We start from the raw sequence: 15,138 nt of genomic DNA, 5'->3' as shown, positions 1-15,138 counted from the left end.
ACCTCGCCTCGGGGGTCTCTGTGGGAAGGAACGGATGGCCATTTCGCTTTCATCCGCGAGCAGGCAAAATTTTTTTGAGGACGCGTTTCAGAGGCCCTTGCGGCAGGCGCCGCACAGCACGCCCCGGCCGGTGCGCTTCGAGGCGCCGACCGCCTCGGCATCCACGGTCTTCAGCGCCGTGACCGAACTGCCGAGGCGCGGATAGTGCGCCGCGATCCGGGCAGCGGCGAGCGGCGCGGCATAGGACGTGCCGCGCACGGACACGCGGCCCCGGTCGGGGACCATCGCGGTCATGTCCGCGCCGGGCGCCGCGTAATCGAGATGAAGCGCCCTGCCTGCCTCGATCAGTACCCTGCCCTTGCCGTCCACCCCGGTCACCGCGACGACGCCGGGATAGCTCGCCGGATAGGCGGGAGGCGCCGCCGCGCCGTCGTTCCCCACGGCTGCCACGACGACCAGCCCTTTCGCCCGCGCGGCGGCGATGGCTTTGGCCAGCAGCACGTTTCTGGGTCCGACGAGGCTGATCGAGACGACCGGCACGCCCTGTTCGCGCATCCAGCCCAGCGCCTTGGCAATGGCGAGCGCGTTGCCGCCGCCGGGGTCCGAGCCATAAACGTCGGCGCCATAGATCCGCGCCGCGCCCGCGCCGGCCAGCAGCGAAGCGATCGCCGAGGCATGCTCGTTCGCTTTCGGCGCGCCGCTCGCAAAGCCGCGCTGCGCGGCCAGGCGGTCCGATCCGGCAATGCCCCCGTCGATCACGCCGATGGTCCCGCCCCCCGGAGATGTCGCGGCGGCGGCGGAGGCACCGGCGGCGGTCATGGCGCCGCCCGACGTGAAATGAAGCTGGTCGGCCGTAACCTCGCGTCCGGGCAGGAGCTTGCGCAGATCCCTGAGCGAGCGCTTGAGCGAAAGCCCCTGCGGGACCGACAGCCGTGCGAAGGCGATACCGAGGCCATCGATACTGCCCTGTTCGATCACGCCGTAGCCCTTGCCCCTCACCATTTCGAGGTCATGGCCGGCCGGGTCGAGCAGGAGCACCTCGCCGCGCCGCGCGGGCGCGCCGGTGTCGTCCAGTTCCACCGTCTCCCGGTTTTGCTCGGCGAAGCGGGTGAGCCGCCTCAACCGGTCCCGCGCGAGCGTGCGGGCGCCGCGTGCGACGTCGCGCACCGGCTCCAGCGTATCGCGCGTCACGTCGCCCACCGTGTCCGTAATCTGCCCCAGCGTGCCCAGCGGATCACCCGGAAGCGGCAGGCCGAGCTGCGCACGCGCCGGCCCCGACACCAGCAGGAGCAAAATCGCCATAATGGCGCATCGATTGAGGGCACTGCGGTTCATGGTCTTGTCCGGTAGCAAAAAAGATAGCACTCAGGGATGAAACGTCTCTGTCCATCCGTTTCATCCCCAGGCAAGGATTTCGATGAGCTCGACACGCTTCTGCGAGGACCTGACCGCCATGCTGCCGCGCCTGCGGCGCTTCGCACGCGGTCTGACGCAGGACCATGCCGATGCCGACGACCTGTGCCAGCAAACCATCGAGCGTGCGCTCAAGGCCCGCAAGCAGTGGCAGGAAGGCACGCGGCTCGATGCATGGGTATACAGGATCATGCGCAACCAGTGGATAGATGAAATACGGGCAAGAACGCGGCGGTCGCAGACTTTCGTCCATGAGGACCAAGGGGTGAACGTGGGCATGGACGGCGACAGGGACGCGGAGAACCGGGTCGAACTCGCCAATGTCGACCGGGCGCTGGGGCGCCTGCCCGACGAACAGCGCGAGGCTGTCGTGCTCGTGATGGTCGAGGGCTTCGGCTACAAGGAAGCGGCCGAAATCCTCGGCATTCCGCAAGGAACGCTGACCTCGCGCCTTGGTCGGGGCCGCGAGGCGCTGCTGCGCGAACTGGGAGAAACGGCGTGAGCGTGACCGACGAAGAGCTGATGGCCTTTGCCGACGGGGAACTCTCCGGCGCCGATGCCGCGCGCGTCCAGGCCGCGATCGCCGCCGATCCGGCGCTGGCCGAACGGCTGGAGGCGGAGCGCAAGTTGCGCATGGCGCTGCGCGGGCATCTCGATCCCGTCGCGGACGAGCCGGTGCCACAGGCCTGGACCGCGATGATCGCCGCAGCCGCGAGGGAAGACGCCGAGGACGAACACAAGGTCATCAGCCTCGCCGCCGCCCGCGCGGAAAAGGCCGAGAAAGCCGGGAAAGCCGCGAAGGCCGCGCGCGAAGCCAGGTCCACCGCCCGCGGCCGGCCCTTCATGCAGCGCTGGGGCATGGGCATCGCGATTGCCGCTTCGCTCGCGCTTGGCCTGTTCATGGGTACGCGGATCGCCAGCGGGCCGGTGACGCAACGCGATGGCGCGCTGATGGCCTCGGGCCTTCTGGCCGAGCGCCTCGATACCCAGCTCGCCTCCGCACAAGGCAGCGGCTCGGTGCGCATTCTCACGAGCTTCCGGCGCGAGGGCGGCGATTACTGCCGCGTCTTCGCCTCGGGCGGGACTTCGGGCGTCGCCTGCAAGGACAATGCCGGCTGGGTGCTCGAACGCACGATCAGCGGCGGCGCGGCGCAGCAGAGCCAATACCGGCAGGCGGGCTCGGCCGACATGGAACTGATGGCCGCCGCACAGGAAATGGCCGACGGCGCACCGCTCGACGCCGCGCAGGAGGAAGCGGCGAAGGCGAAAGGGTGGCGGGAGTAGCCCCCGTCATCCCGGGCTCGACCCGGGACCGGTGGCGGTCGTTCGGCGGAACCCCTCGCACGTGAGGTCGCTCGTAAACACCGCCAGCGGTCCCGGGTCGAGCCCGGGATGACGGATTTAACGGGCGAACCTCTCGGCAATCTCGGAAACCGCACCTTCGACCTCCTCGGGCCGGGCCATGGCCGCGCCGATCAGCAGCAGCGCCGGGCCGTCGCCTAGCGCCGTGCGCGCCGCCAGCGGCAGGAGGTCCAGCCGGGTGTGGAAGTGGCGCTCGGCCGGCAGGCTGGCGCTCTCCACCAGAGCCACCGGAGTATCAGCGGGAAGCCCCGCCTCGATCAGCCTGGCAGAGACTTCCGGCGCCGCCGCCTTGCCCATGTAGACCGCCAGCGTGGCTTCGGGATCGGCAAGGCGCGACCAGTTGAGCTTCAGATCCTCGCCGGCGCGGGCGTGAGCGGTCACGAAAGTCAGCTTGCGAGCCAGGCCGCGCAGCGTGAGCGAGGCGCCGAGGCTGGCGGCGGCGGCGCTGGCAGCGGTGACGCCGGGGCAGATTTGCACGCCGACGCCGGCGGCGCGGCAGGCGTCGAGTTCCTCGGTAGCGCGGCCGAAGATCGCCGGATCGCCGCCCTTGAGGCGTACGACTTTCTCTCCGGACAGCGCGGCCTCGACGATCAGCTTGTCGATCGTCGACTGGTCCTTGGAGTGACGGCCGGAGCGCTTGCCGACATGGACGAGGCGCGCCGAGCGGGCGGCCATTTCGAGAATGTCCGGCCCCACCAGCGCGTCATAGAACATCACCGTCGCCAGACCGATCAGGCGTTCGGCCTTGCGGGTGAGCAGTTCGGCATCGCCGGGTCCGGCGCCGACGAGCCATACCGATCCGGGGGGAAAGTCGGTCATTCGGCGGCCTCCTTGTCGAGGGTCAGGCAGGCTTCGAGCAGTTTGGCGATGGCCGGGCGGCACGATCCGCAATTGGTGCCCGCCCTGGTGCAACCGCCGACTTCGGCGACCGTCGCCGCGCCGTCATTGGCGGCGGCGGCGATGTCCATTTCGCCGACGCCATGACAGACGCATACGATCGGGCCGCGATCGGGCAGCGGCACGCTCGGCCGGCCGGCGAGCAGTTCCGCCGCGCTCGCCTCGTCGAGGCCGAGCTGGTCCGCCACCCAGTTCCTGGCCGGAAGTTCGCCCGAGCGCGTGAGATAGGCCGCCGCGATCAGCGCCCCGTCCTCCCCGCGCACCGCGACGCGGCGCATACCGCGCGTGACATCGGCGACTTCCAACCGTTCGCCTTCGGGCAGCAGCGCGCCAAGGTCGATGGTCCCCTCACCCGCGAGTTCGTAGAGCCAGCCCGCCTTCACGCGTGAGCGGGTCCAGTAGAGCAGGCCTTCGGGCGTGATCGCATCGCGGCGGACGACGAAGGCGCGCCATTCGGGGCTGAGGGGGACGACACGCGCCGCGCCGTTCTTGAAGCCGGGCTGGCCGGAGACGGGGTCCACCGCCTGAGAGGGAAGACGGTTAGAGCGCCCTTCCCCGGCCATCGCGTCGGTCCAGTGCATCGGCACGCAGATCTCGCCGCGCCGCTGCCCTTCGGACAGCTGCACCCGATAGACCGCCGCGCCGCTCGCCGTCTCGACGCGGCCGAGGCCGCCCTCGACGAGGGCCAGTTCCCGCGCGTCGGCGGGGTGGACTTCCAGCAGCGGTTCGGGCCGATGCTGGGACAGTGTGGGCGAGAGGCCAGTGCGCGTCATCGTGTGCCACTGGTCGCGGTAGCGCGCGGTGTTGAGCCGCAGCGGGAACTCGGCGCTCGTCGCCGGGGCCGGCGGCGTGACGGAAACGAGCCGCGCCTTTCCCGAAGGGGTCGGGAAGCGCGAGGTAAGCGGCCGCTCGCCGCCCCACTGGAACGGCGTCATCGCTTCATATTCCGCATCGTCGAGGTCGGCTTGCGCGGTCAGGTCCAGCGCCTTGCCGCGCGCCTTGGCAAGCTGTGTCATCCGCGCATATTCGCGGAAGACTTCGGCCGCGTTCGTCCACGCGAAGCTGTCTTCCCAGCCCATGCGCGCGGCGACGTCGGCGATGATCTTCCAGTCCGCGCGCGTCTGGCCCGGCGCCGGGAACAGCGCGCGCTGGCGGCTCACGCAGCGCTCGGAATTGGTGACGGTCCCGTCCTTCTCGCCCCAGCCGTGCGCCGGCAGGCGGACATGGGCGAAGCGCCCAGTATCGGTGTCGGCGATGATGTCCGAGACGACCACGGTCGGGCAGCGCGAAAGCGCTTCGCGCACGAAACGGCTGTCAGGCAACGAGACGGCGGGATTGGTGGCCATGACCCAGAGGAACTTGATCTTCCCCTCGTGAATCGCCCGGAACATGTCCACGGCCTTGAGGCCCGGGCCGGCGCAGAGGTTCGGCGCATCCCAGAAAGCCGCGACATCGGCGCGCTCGTCCTCGGAAAAACCGAGGTGGCACGCGAGCATGTTGGCCAGTCCTCCCACCTCGCGACCACCCATGGCATTGGGCTGGCCGGTGATGCTGAACGGCCCCGCGCCGATCCGATTGATCCGGCCCGTCGCGAGGTGGAAGTTGATGATCGCATTGCCCTTGTCGGTCCCGCCGACCGACTGGTTCGCACCCTGGCTGAACAAGGTGACCATGCGCGGGTGCTCTGCGACGATGTTGCACAGCTTGGCGAAAAGGCCCGCGGTGATGCCGGGATCGCAGTCGAGCTTGTCCCAGAACCCCTCGTCCGCGTCGACATGGTCGCGCAGGAAATCCCGGTCGAGCTTGCCGCGCCGCTTCATCTCGGCGAGCAGGGCGTTGAACAGGGCGGTATCGCCATCGGGCGCGATGGGTATGTGCAGGTCGGCCTGTTCGGCGGTCTCGGTCCGGCGCGGGTCGATAACGATGATTTTGGTGCCGCGCCGTTCGCGGGTCTTCTCGATGCGCTGCCAGACGACCGGGTGGCACCATGCGGTGTTCGAACCGACCAGCAGGACCAGGTCGGTCGCGTCGAGATCCTCGTAGGAACACGGCACCACGTCCTCGCCGAAGGCGCGATTGTGCGCGGCGACGGCGCTCGCCATGCAGAGGCGGGAATTCGTGTCGATATTGCCGCTGCCGACAAAGCCCTTCATCAGCTTGTTGGCGGCGTAGTAATCCTCGGTAAGGAGCTGGCCGGAGACGTAGAAGGCCACACTGTCCGGGCCATGCTCGGCGATGCATTCGCGCATGCGGCCGGCGACCAGATCGAGCGCCTCGCCCCAGTCCGCCTCGCGCTCGCCGATCATGGGAGCCAGCAGCCGGCCTTCCAGCCCGACCGTCTCGCCCAGGTGCGTACCCTTGGAGCAGAGCCGGCCCTTGTTCGCCGGATGCTCGCGGTCTCCGGCAATGGCGACCCCCCGATCGCCATTACCGGAAGCATTGACGCCGGAAACCTCGGCCGTGATGCCGCAGCCTACTCCGCAATAGGCGCAAGTCGTGCGGATGGATTTGTTCACCGCGATCCTCCCCGGAACGGGGGGGTGGCAGCCGCGAAGCGGCTGACGGAGGGGTCGAGAGCCGTCCCCAGGCATAGACGTCGAAGGAGGCTATTCGGCCCCTCCACCACGCTTCGCGTGGTCCCCCTCCCCGTTCCGGGGAGGATCGGGAACGCCATGGCGCTCACGCCGCCGCCCTGTTCTGCTCCGGCGCCGTCACGCCGCCGCCGACAACGGCGGAACGCAGCAGGTAGATGCGGCCGGCATCGACCTTCAGGGGAATCGTCGGAACGCAGCCTTCATCGTCGCCCAGCGCCTTGCCGTTCCTGAGCGAGATGTTCCAGTTGTGCAGCGGGCAGGTGACGACGTCGCCATGGACGATGCCCTGGCTGAGCGGCCCCTGCTTGTGCGGGCACTTGTTGAGAAGCGCGAAGAACTCGTTGCGCATCGTGTGGAACACCGCGATTTCCTCTCCCCCTTCCACGGGCAGGGTGCGGGCGGTTCCCGCTTCGATCTGCGAGATCGGGCCGATATCGAGCCAGTCGCCAATCATTATGCCTTCTCCATTTCCAGCGGACGCACGGTTGCGATGTGCGCGTGCAGGTCCTTGCGCTCGCCGGCGGCGCGCTTGGCCCAGGGATCGTCCTGCATGAACTGCTGCGAATAGCGGAAGCGGGCGGCGTAGGTTTCGATCGCGCCTTCTTCGGCCAGCTTGTCCTTGACGTAGTCGAGGCCGACACGCTCGACCCAGGGCGCGGTGCGCTCGAGGTAGTGGGCCTCCTCGCGGTAAAGCTGGATGAAGGCGGCGCATACGTCCAGCGCCTCTTCCTCTGTCTCGACCTTGCAGAGCAGATCGGTGGCGCGGACCTTGATGCCGCCATTGCCGGCGATATGCAGTTCATAGCCGGAGTCCACGCAGACCACGCCAAAGTCCTTGATCGTCGCCTCTGCGCAGTTGCGCGGGCAGCCGCTGACGGCGATCTTGAACTTGTGCGGCATCCAGCTGCCCCAGGTCATCCGCTCAATCTTGACGCCCAGCCCGGTCGAATCCTGCGTGCCAAAGCGGCACCATTCGCTGCCGACGCAGGTTTTCACCGTGCGCAGCGACTTGCCGTAGGCATGGCCGGAAACCATCCCGGCGGCGTTGAGATCGGCCCAGACGGCGGGCAGGTCTTCCTTCTTGATGCCGAAGATGTCGAGCCGCTGACCGCCGGTGACCTTGACCATCGGCGCGTCGTACTTCTCCACCACGTCGGCGATCGCGCGCAGTTCCGTCGGGTTGGTGAGGCCGCCCCACATGCGCGGGACGACCGAGTAGGTGCCGTCCTTCTGGATATTGGCGTGCATGCGTTCGTTGACGAAGCGGCTCTTCTGGTCGTCCTCGTACTCACCCGGCCAGGCGCAGAGCAGGTAGTAATTGAGCGCGGGGCGGCACGAGGCGCAGCCGTCGGGCGTCGTCCAGTGCAGCTCCTGCATGATCTGCGGCATTTCCCTGAGCTGCTTTTCCACGATGTGCTTGCGCACGTCGTCGTGCGTAAAGCTGGTGCACTTGCACATCGTCTTCGGGCCGGATTCGACCTCGCCGCCGAGCGTCAGGGCCAGCAGGCTCTCGACCAGACCGGTGCATGAACCGCAGGAGGCCGAGGCCTTGCACGTGCCGCGCACGGCGTCGAGCGAATGCGCGCCGCCCTCGATGCACTTGACGACGGTGCCCTTGGAAACGCCGTTGCAACCGCAGATTTCCGCATCATCGGAAAGGGCGGCAACGGCGGCGTTAGGGTCCGCGAGCGCACCCCCGGACGCGAAAGCCTGGCCGAAGATCAGCGCCTCGCGGATGTCGGAGACGTCATCGCCCTTCTTCATCAGGTCGAAATACCAGGAGCCATCGGCCGTATCGCCGTAGAGCACGGCGCCCAGCACCTTGTTCTCCTTGACGATCACGCGCTTGTACACGCCGCGCGCGGCATCGCGCATGACGATGTCCTCGCAGCCCTCGCCGCCGGAAAAGTCCCCGGCCGAGAACACGTCGATGCCGGAAACCTTGAGCTTGGTAGAGGTGATCGAACCTTCGTAGCCGGAGGGGCTTTCGGTCACAAAATCGGCCAGGGCGCGGCACATTTCCCACAGCGGCGCGACCAGGCCGTAACACATGCCCCGGTGCTGTACGCATTCGCCTACGGAAAGGATCGCCGGGTCGGAGGTGACCATGTGGTCATCGACCATGATGCCCCGCTCGACATCGAGGCCGGCGGTCTTGGCCAGCCCCGTCGCGGGCCGGATGCCCACCGCCATGACGACGATGTCGGCGGGAATCTCGGTGCCGTCTTCGAGCAAAACGCCGGCGACCTTGCCGCCTTCACCGAGGATTTCCTTGGTATTGGCGCCGGTCAGGATGGTCTGGCCGCGACGCTCCAGTTCGGTCTTGAGCAGCCAGCCGGCCGCCTCGTCGAGCTGGCGCTCCATCAGCGTGGGCATGAGGTGGATGACGGTGACCTTCATGCCGCGCAGGGAAAGGCCATGCGCCGCCTCGAGACCGAGCAGGCCGCCACCTATGACGACGGCATTGCCGCCCTTCCCCGCCGCGTCGAGCATCTTGTCGACGTCGTCGAGGTCGCGGAAGGTGACCACGCCTTCCAGGTCCTTGCCGGGCACCGGGATGATGAAGGGATCGGAGCCGGTGGCGATCAGCAGCTTGTCATAGGGCTCGACGCGCCCCGAGGCGGCAATCACCGTCATCGCCTCGCGGTCGATGTGGTCCACCTTGTCGCCCGAGATGAGCGTGATGCTGTTCTCTTCGTACCATTCCTGCGTGTTGATGACGATCTCGTCGAAGGTCTTCTCACCCGCCAGAACCGGCGAAAGCATGATGCGGTTGTAGTTCACGCGCGGTTCGGCACCGAAGATGGTGACATCGAAACGCTCCGGATCGCGGGCGAGGATCTCTTCCACGGCGCGGCAGCCCGCCATGCCGTTGCCGATCACCACGAGTCGTTCCCGCGTCTGGCCGGGAAGGTCTCCCTTCTCGAAGTTCATCGGTGCATTCACGTCACGTCTCCGTTCGCAACGCGCACAAAAAAACCGCCTCGGACCTGTTCCACCTGGGGAAGAGGTACGGGCGGCTTCGTTGCCACGCGTCTGTAAGTCTGATGGCGAGGCGCTCAAATCGTCCTACGGTGGACGGCGCCGTCTCGCTGAGACCCCTTTAGCTGATTCGGCGGGTCGCGGGCAAGCCGCTTTTTTGCAGTGCAGCACCAAAGGTGGTCGAGCGCCCCCGAAACCCGTCAATCCATGTGCTTGAGGCCGACTCTCAGATAATCCCACCCGGTGATGAGCGTCAGCACCGCCGCGGCCCAGAGCGTCGTCAGGCCCACCGTATGCGGCACGTTGATTTCAATGCCGAAAAACGGGATGTTCCACCAAGGCATCGCCCCCCCCAGGATCAGCGCCCCCAGCGACACCAACTGGAACGTCGTCTTCCACTTGGCCAGCCGGCTGACCGGAATCGACACCTGCAGCCCGCCCAGGAACTCGCGCAAGCCCGAGACGGCAATCTCGCGCACGAGAATGATCAGGCCGGCGATCACATGCATGTCGCCGACGTAGGGGCCTTTCAGCAGCCCCTGCGCCGTCAGCACGAGAATCACCGCCGCGACCATGATCTTGTCGGCGATGGGATCGAGAAAGACGCCCAGCTTCGACACCGCACCGCTGGAACGCGCCAGATAACCGTCGAAATAGTCGGTCACGCCCATCAGGCAGTAGAGCCCGAAGGCAAGACCATAACCAAAGCTCCACCCCGGCCACCACAACAGGAAGGCCAGCAGCGGCACCGTCAGGATGCGGGAAAGGGTAAGGAGATTCGGCAGTGTCAGCATTTTCGGAACGTGACATAGCCGCTAACGATCGCAGGAATAAAGTGCCGATCAGGGGTTGTGCCCCCCGTCCATCGCATTAAGTGTCGCGCCGACGCGAAAGTTAAGGCGGGTTTCCCGATCCGAGATGAGTACGACGAACGATCTGATCCGGGCCCGACGTTTCCTGCCGCTTTTCATCACGCAGCTGTTGGGCGCGTTCAACGACAACCTGTTCAAGAACGCGATGGTCCTCTTCGTGGTCTATAGCGTCTACAACTCCGAGGCCGATGAGGCCCGGTTCAGCGCCCTGGCCTCCGCGATCTTCATCATTCCCTTCTTCGCGCTCTCCGCGCTTGCGGGCCAGATGGCCGACATGCGCGACAAGGCACGGATCATCCGCGCGGTGAAACTCTGCGAGATCCTGATCATGCTGGTGGGCGGCGCGGGGCTGGCGATGGCCTGGCAGGGGATTGCCCTGCACAGCGTGGCAATCCCGCTCATGCTTCTGGCCCTGTTCGCGATGGGCGTGCATTCGACGTTCTTCGGGCCGATCAAGTACGCGATCCTGCCCCAGCACTTGCGCGAAGGCGAAGTGCTGGGGGGCACCGGACTGGTCGAGGCGGGAACCTATATCGCCGTGCTTGCCGGCACCATCGTCGCCGGCTGGATCAGCGTGGAGGCAGCCGCGATCGCGGTCTTCGCGGTGGCCTGCGTGGGCTATCTGGCCGGGCGGCAGGTTCCGCCCGCCCCCCCGCTGTGCAATCCCGAACCTCTCGACTTCCACGTACTGCGTGCCTCGATCCGGCTCGTGCGCACGACCTTGCATGACCGGCGCGTGTTCCTGGCGATCTGCGCGATCAGCTTCTTCTGGGCGATCGGGACCGTCCTGTTCATCCAGTTCCCACCGCTCGCCAAGAACATCCTCTCGGCCAGCAAGGAAGTCGCCAGCCTGTTCCTGGTGATGTTCTCGGTCGGCGTCGCGATCGGTTCTATCGCGATCAACGCCCTGCTCAGGGGCACCGTCTCGGCCCGCTTCTCGCCGATCTCGGTGATCGGCATGGGCCTGTTCCTCTTTGCCTTCGAGATCGTGTGCGGCGCGTGGAGGCCACAAGGAACCCCCGGCGAACTGATGGACGTCGCCACCTTCGTCTCGCAGCCGCTGGCCATGCCGCTGCTGCTGACGCTGCTGGGCATAGCGGTTTGCGGCGGCATGTTCGTGGTGCCGCTCTATGCGTTCCTCACGACATTCGTCGACAAGTCACAGACCGCCCGCACGGTGGCGGCGAACAATATCGTCAACTCGGGCGCCATGGTGTTCGGCGCGGTATTCGCGATGGTCCTCAGCTCGCTCGGCGTGGCGATCGTCGAGCAATTGCTGGTCGTGGCGGTGTGCTGCATCGCCTCGGCCTGGCTCGGCTACATGCTATTCCGCGCGGAAAAGGCAGCGGCGGCGGTTTGACGACACGTCACCCCCGCATTGAAGCGGAGGGGCGAGCCGGTAATCAAGCGATGAAGATCGAGATCGCCACGAATGAGGCGCAGTAGGCCCGCAGGAAGCCCTGCCAGTCGCCGCCCATCATCTGCCAGCGCAGCTTCGCGAGGGAGTTGGCCTGCTGCACGTCTTCGTCGAGCGGCCTCGCGCGGACATGTAGCGGAAGCGAGCGGCGGAACGGATGTCCGGCGGCATCGTCTGTGAGAACAAGGGCGCGGCGTCTCGTGGCTTTCATGGTGCGGCAATTAACGTTTTGTTTACGCTTGCCGCAAGACGCATGAAGCCGCCCTCCCAAAACGGGACGGAAAGTTACCCTCCCGACCTGGCGACGATGTAGTCCCACTCCTCCGGCGTCACTACCGCGACCGACAGCCGCGAGAGCCTGATCAGCTCCATTTCCGACAGGTTCGGGTCGGCCTTGATCTCCTTCAGCGTCACCGGATTCTTCAGCTTGCGCACCGGCTTCACCTTCACTGCCGCCCATTTGCCTTCGGGATCGGTCTGATCGGCGATGCCCGCCTTGCTGATCGCGGCGATGCCGACGATCTCCTTGCCGATGTTCGAATGGTAGAAGAAGGCCTCGTCGCCCACCTGCATCGCGCGCAGGTTGTTCGCGGCGCGGTGGTTGCGCACTCCGTCCCAGGTTCCCTCGCCTTCCGCGACCAGATCGTCCCAGCTGTAGGCGTCGGGTTCGGATTTCATCAGCCAGTAACGCTTTGCCATGCACCGCCTTTCCAATTCGACTATTGGGTGCGGCATAACGATTCACCACGGATTGCACCACCATGGACCTCGCCGAAATCCCCGTCCTCAGCCTCGAAGACGACCGCAAGGACCTGCCTGCGCTGCTCGGCGAGAGTTTTCGCGCCTTCGGTTTCGCCATGGTGCGCGATCACGGCATCGACGAGGTGCTGATCGACCGCGCGTGGGATCTGACCAGGGCGTTCTTCGCGTTGCCGGTCGAGGCCAAGATGAAATACCGGGCCGGCCGGGGCGGCGCGCGCGGCTATACCCCGTTCCGCACCGAGGTCGCCAAGAACGCGACCGAAAAAGACCTCAAGGAATTCTGGCACATCGGCCGCGACCTGCCCGCAGGCTCGCCGCTCGCCGGCTCGATGCCCCCCAATATCTGGCCGGAGGAAGTCGAAGGTTTCCGCGAGACCTTCTCCGCGCTCTATGCCGCCTTCGACAAGGCCGGCGCCGAATTGCTCTCGGCCATTGCCATTGGCCTGGGCCTCGATGCCCGCTGGTTCGATCCGGCGATCGCGGACGGCAACTCGGTGCTTCGCCTGCTCCACTACCCGCCGGTGGGAGCCGATGCCGGCGGCGCGATCCGTGCCGGCGCGCACGAGGACATCAACCTCATCACCCTGCTGCTGGGCGCCGAGGAAGCGGGGCTGGAACTGCTCGGCAAGCATGGAAAGTGGCTCTCGCTCGCGCCGCCCGAAGGCGCCATGGTAGTCAATATCGGCGACATGCTCCAGCGCCTTACCAACCACGTCCTGCCCTCGACCACGCACCGGGTGCGCAACCCATCGGGCGAGCGGGCCATGCACAGCCGCTATTCGATGCCGTTCTTCCTCCACCTGCGCAGCGACTTCCGCTTCGTCACGCTGCCGCAATGCGTGAGCGAAGAGAACCCGGACCGCTATCCCGACATCATCACCGCCGATGACTACCTGCAGGAGCGCCTGCGCGAGATCGGCCTGATCGCCTGAAGTCTAGGGGCGGCCATCGCACTTTAATCGACCCGAGCGAATGCACGCCCTCAGGGCACGAGAACGGCAGGGTTTACCGAAACTTCAGACTGATCCGCTACTCCACTTGGCGTGCATTCCAAAATCAGGGAGTATCCGGTGGGAGCGACCAAGGCCGTCGACGTGGAAGATGTCAATACCGATGCCACGGAAGAAAGCCAGATCGACGTCGTGGCGCTCGGCATCGTCACGGCCGCGATTCTCCTGTTCGTCGCAACCGGCAGCGAAATCGGCCCCGTAATCGTGCGCTCGCTGATGGAGCGCGGTCCGGGCCCCGACAACTTCATCCTCAACGCCTTCCTGCTCAACATCGCCATCATCATCTTCGGCTGGAGCCGCTACCGTCAGCTCTGCGACGAGATCAAGCTGCGCAAGAAAGCCGAGCGCGAGGCACGCCGGCTTGCCGAGACCGACCCGCTCACCGGCTACCGCAATCGGCGCAGCTTCAACAGCGGTGTCGCCGCCATGCTCGCCGCGAACAATGATGAGGATCGCGCGGTCCTGCTGATGATGGTCGACCTCGACAACTTCAAGCAGATCAACGACTTCAACGGCCACAAGATCGGCGACCTGCTGCTGCAGGAATGCGCCCGCCGCATCACCGCCAGCCTTCCCGGACACGCGCTGGTCGGCCGCATCGGTGGTGATGAGTTCGCGGTCGCGCTTGCATTCGACAGGTCCCATGCGGATCAGCTCGACACCATTACCCAGACGCTGGTGGAACGGATGCGTCAGCCCATCCGCGCCGAGGCCCTGAGCCTTGAAGTGACCGCCTCGATCGGGCTTGCCCGTTCGGACGTCGGTGGTTTCGACGATACGCCGACGGACGTGCGTGCGCTGCTCGAAAGGGCCGATATCGCGATGTACCATGCGAAGCGCAGCGGCCGGGACAGCTACCACTGGTTCGCAGCGCCCATGGCCGACGAGATGCGCTTTCGCGCCGAACTGGAAAACGGCATCCGCCAAGGCGTTTCGCGTCAGGAGTTCGTGCCGTTCTATGAACAGCAGATCGACCTGCAGACCGGCAAGCTCATCGGCTTCGAGATGCTGGCACGCTGGGATTCACCCAAGTTCGGCATCGTCTGTCCCGACCTGTTCATTCCCATCGCAGAAGAGATCGGCGCGATAGCCGATCTTTCCGAAAGCGTGATCGCGCAGGCTCTCGAAGATGCCAAGGGCTGGGACCCCGCCCTCACCTTGTCGGTCAACATCTCACCGCTACAGCTGCGCGACCCCTGGTTTGCCCAGAAGCTCATCAAGCTGCTGCTGGAAGCCAGATTCCCGCCGCACCGGCTAGAGATCGAGATCACCGAATCCTGCCTGCACGAGAACGTCGGCCAGGTCCGTTCGCTGATCACCAGCCTGAAGAACCAGGGCATCAAGGTCAGCCTGGACGACTTCGGCACAGGGTACAGTTCGCTGGCGCAGCTGCGCAGCATTCCCTTCGACCGCATCAAGATCGACCGCAGCTTTGTCTCCAGCCTCGCCGATAACAAGGAAAGCGCCGCGATCGTCAATTCCATCGCGCTGCTCGGCCGGGGGCTCGAGCTGCCGGTCACGGCCGAAGGAATCGAAAACGCGGCGGTGCTCGAACAACTGCTCCAGTACGGCGACATCACGGGGCAAGGCTATTTCTACGGCCGGCCGCAGCCCGCTCGCGAAATCGGCGAATGGCTGAACGGCGTGGAACTGGTCGCGAACCGCAAGTTCCTCGAATCCGAACTGCCCAGGATCATGCAGGAGCGGGATGCGGCCGTTTCGGCGGTTACTGAAAATGATGCGATGCCCCCCGCCGATCCGGCACTGAAGCCCGCGAAAAGTGCCTGAAAAGGTAGCTTCCCACCCGACTCCTCTGGACCTGAGGCCCG

Annotated in this window: 13 protein-coding genes; 5 read left to right on the top strand and 8 right to left on the bottom strand. The window is 66.1% G+C overall.

Annotated elements, in window-relative coordinates:
* Positions 1-87: 87 nt before the first annotated feature.
* A complete protein-coding gene (locus tag IEX32_RS06965; protein ID WP_229736216.1) occupies positions 88-1,302 on the bottom strand; it encodes a S8 family serine peptidase in 1,215 nt (404 codons plus the stop codon).
* A 115-nt stretch (positions 1,303-1,417) separates the two neighbouring features.
* Between IEX32_RS06965 and IEX32_RS06960 the strand changes: the two genes are divergently transcribed.
* Together IEX32_RS06960 and IEX32_RS06955 are read left to right on the top strand one after the other, a co-directional pair.
* Positions 1,418-1,915, top strand: a complete 498-nt coding sequence (locus IEX32_RS06960) for an RNA polymerase sigma factor (RefSeq protein ID WP_188769862.1) — start codon at positions 1,418-1,420, stop codon at positions 1,913-1,915.
* Entirely contained in the window at positions 1,912-2,697 is a 786-nt protein-coding gene (locus IEX32_RS06955; protein ID WP_188769861.1) for a hypothetical protein, read from the top strand. The genes IEX32_RS06960 and IEX32_RS06955 overlap by 4 nt, the downstream gene beginning before the upstream one ends.
* Positions 2,698-2,814: 117 nt before the next feature.
* Here the strand turns inward: IEX32_RS06955 and cobA are convergent, their stop codons facing one another.
* The 5 genes from cobA to pgsA form a co-directional block, all read right to left on the bottom strand.
* Positions 2,815-3,594 carry a uroporphyrinogen-III C-methyltransferase gene (gene cobA, locus IEX32_RS06950; protein ID WP_188769858.1) on the bottom strand — a complete coding sequence of 260 codons (780 nt, stop codon included), beginning with the start codon at positions 3,592-3,594 and terminating at the stop codon, positions 2,815-2,817.
* On the bottom strand, positions 3,591-6,194 hold the full coding sequence (locus IEX32_RS06945) for a nitrate reductase (RefSeq protein WP_373285425.1): 2,604 nt from the start codon (positions 6,192-6,194) through the stop codon (positions 3,591-3,593). The genes cobA and IEX32_RS06945 overlap by 4 nt, the downstream gene beginning before the upstream one ends.
* Before the next feature lie 157 nt (positions 6,195-6,351).
* Positions 6,352-6,720: a nitrite reductase small subunit NirD gene (gene nirD / locus IEX32_RS06940; protein ID WP_188769855.1), complete on the bottom strand. Its 369-nt coding sequence runs from the start codon at positions 6,718-6,720 to the stop codon at positions 6,352-6,354.
* Positions 6,720-9,200 (bottom strand): nitrite reductase large subunit NirB, encoded by a 2,481-nt coding sequence (gene nirB, locus IEX32_RS06935; protein ID WP_229736237.1) that lies wholly within the window; start codon positions 9,198-9,200, stop codon positions 6,720-6,722. The genes nirD and nirB overlap by 1 nt, the downstream gene beginning before the upstream one ends.
* 248 nt (positions 9,201-9,448) lie before the next feature.
* A complete protein-coding gene (gene pgsA, locus IEX32_RS06930) occupies positions 9,449-10,042 on the bottom strand; it encodes a CDP-diacylglycerol--glycerol-3-phosphate 3-phosphatidyltransferase (RefSeq protein WP_188769851.1) in 594 nt (197 codons plus the stop codon).
* A 124-nt stretch (positions 10,043-10,166) separates the two neighbouring features.
* Here pgsA and IEX32_RS06925 point away from each other — a divergent pair, with 124 nt between their 5' ends.
* Entirely contained in the window at positions 10,167-11,480 is a 1,314-nt protein-coding gene (locus tag IEX32_RS06925; protein ID WP_188769850.1) for an MFS transporter, read from the top strand.
* Positions 11,481-11,523: 43 nt separating this feature from the next.
* Here IEX32_RS06925 and IEX32_RS06920 read toward each other — a convergent pair whose 3' ends face one another.
* Both IEX32_RS06920 and IEX32_RS06915 read right to left on the bottom strand, forming a co-directional pair.
* Positions 11,524-11,748: a hypothetical protein gene (locus IEX32_RS06920; RefSeq protein ID WP_188769848.1), complete on the bottom strand. Its 225-nt coding sequence runs from the start codon at positions 11,746-11,748 to the stop codon at positions 11,524-11,526.
* 74 nt (positions 11,749-11,822) lie between these two features.
* Positions 11,823-12,236 carry an EVE domain-containing protein gene (locus IEX32_RS06915; RefSeq protein WP_188769846.1) on the bottom strand — a complete coding sequence of 138 codons (414 nt, stop codon included), beginning with the start codon at positions 12,234-12,236 and terminating at the stop codon, positions 11,823-11,825.
* Between the two features lie 62 nt (positions 12,237-12,298).
* Here IEX32_RS06915 and IEX32_RS06910 point away from each other — a divergent pair, with 62 nt between their 5' ends.
* Both IEX32_RS06910 and IEX32_RS06905 read left to right on the top strand, forming a co-directional pair.
* Positions 12,299-13,231, top strand: coding sequence for an isopenicillin N synthase family dioxygenase (locus tag IEX32_RS06910; RefSeq protein WP_188769844.1), 933 nt, complete (start codon positions 12,299-12,301; stop codon positions 13,229-13,231).
* A 138-nt stretch (positions 13,232-13,369) separates the two neighbouring features.
* Complete coding sequence (locus tag IEX32_RS06905; RefSeq protein ID WP_188769842.1) at positions 13,370-15,097, top strand: putative bifunctional diguanylate cyclase/phosphodiesterase; 1,728 nt, start codon at positions 13,370-13,372, stop codon at positions 15,095-15,097.
* The last annotated feature ends 41 nt before the right edge of the window (positions 15,098-15,138 follow it).

This window comes from Novosphingobium endophyticum (genome assembly GCF_014640675.1).
Lineage (GTDB): Bacteria > Pseudomonadota > Alphaproteobacteria > Sphingomonadales > Sphingomonadaceae > Novosphingobium > Novosphingobium endophyticum.
This window is presented reverse-complemented; position numbering and strand designations above follow the sequence as displayed.

Excerpts from the sequence above, each read along its gene's own strand:
- IEX32_RS06965 (WP_229736216.1), bottom strand. The coding sequence starts at position 1,302 with ATGGCGATTTTGCTCCTGCTGGTGTCGGGGCCGGCGCGTGCGCAGCTC.
- IEX32_RS06910 (WP_188769844.1), top strand. The coding sequence starts at position 12,299 with ATGGACCTCGCCGAAATCCCCGTCCTCAGCCTCGAAGACGACCGCAAG.
- IEX32_RS06915 (WP_188769846.1), bottom strand. The coding sequence starts at position 12,236 with ATGGCAAAGCGTTACTGGCTGATGAAATCCGAACCCGACGCCTACAGC.
- IEX32_RS06960 (WP_188769862.1), top strand. The coding sequence starts at position 1,418 with ATGAGCTCGACACGCTTCTGCGAGGACCTGACCGCCATGCTGCCGCGC.
- nirB (WP_229736237.1), bottom strand. The coding sequence starts at position 9,200 with ATGAACTTCGAGAAGGGAGACCTTCCCGGCCAGACGCGGGAACGACTC.
- nirD (WP_188769855.1), bottom strand. The coding sequence starts at position 6,720 with ATGATTGGCGACTGGCTCGATATCGGCCCGATCTCGCAGATCGAAGCG.
- IEX32_RS06920 (WP_188769848.1), bottom strand. The coding sequence starts at position 11,748 with ATGAAAGCCACGAGACGCCGCGCCCTTGTTCTCACAGACGATGCCGCC.
- IEX32_RS06925 (WP_188769850.1), top strand. The coding sequence starts at position 10,167 with ATGAGTACGACGAACGATCTGATCCGGGCCCGACGTTTCCTGCCGCTT.
- pgsA (WP_188769851.1), bottom strand. The coding sequence starts at position 10,042 with ATGCTGACACTGCCGAATCTCCTTACCCTTTCCCGCATCCTGACGGTG.
- cobA (WP_188769858.1), bottom strand. The coding sequence starts at position 3,594 with ATGACCGACTTTCCCCCCGGATCGGTATGGCTCGTCGGCGCCGGACCC.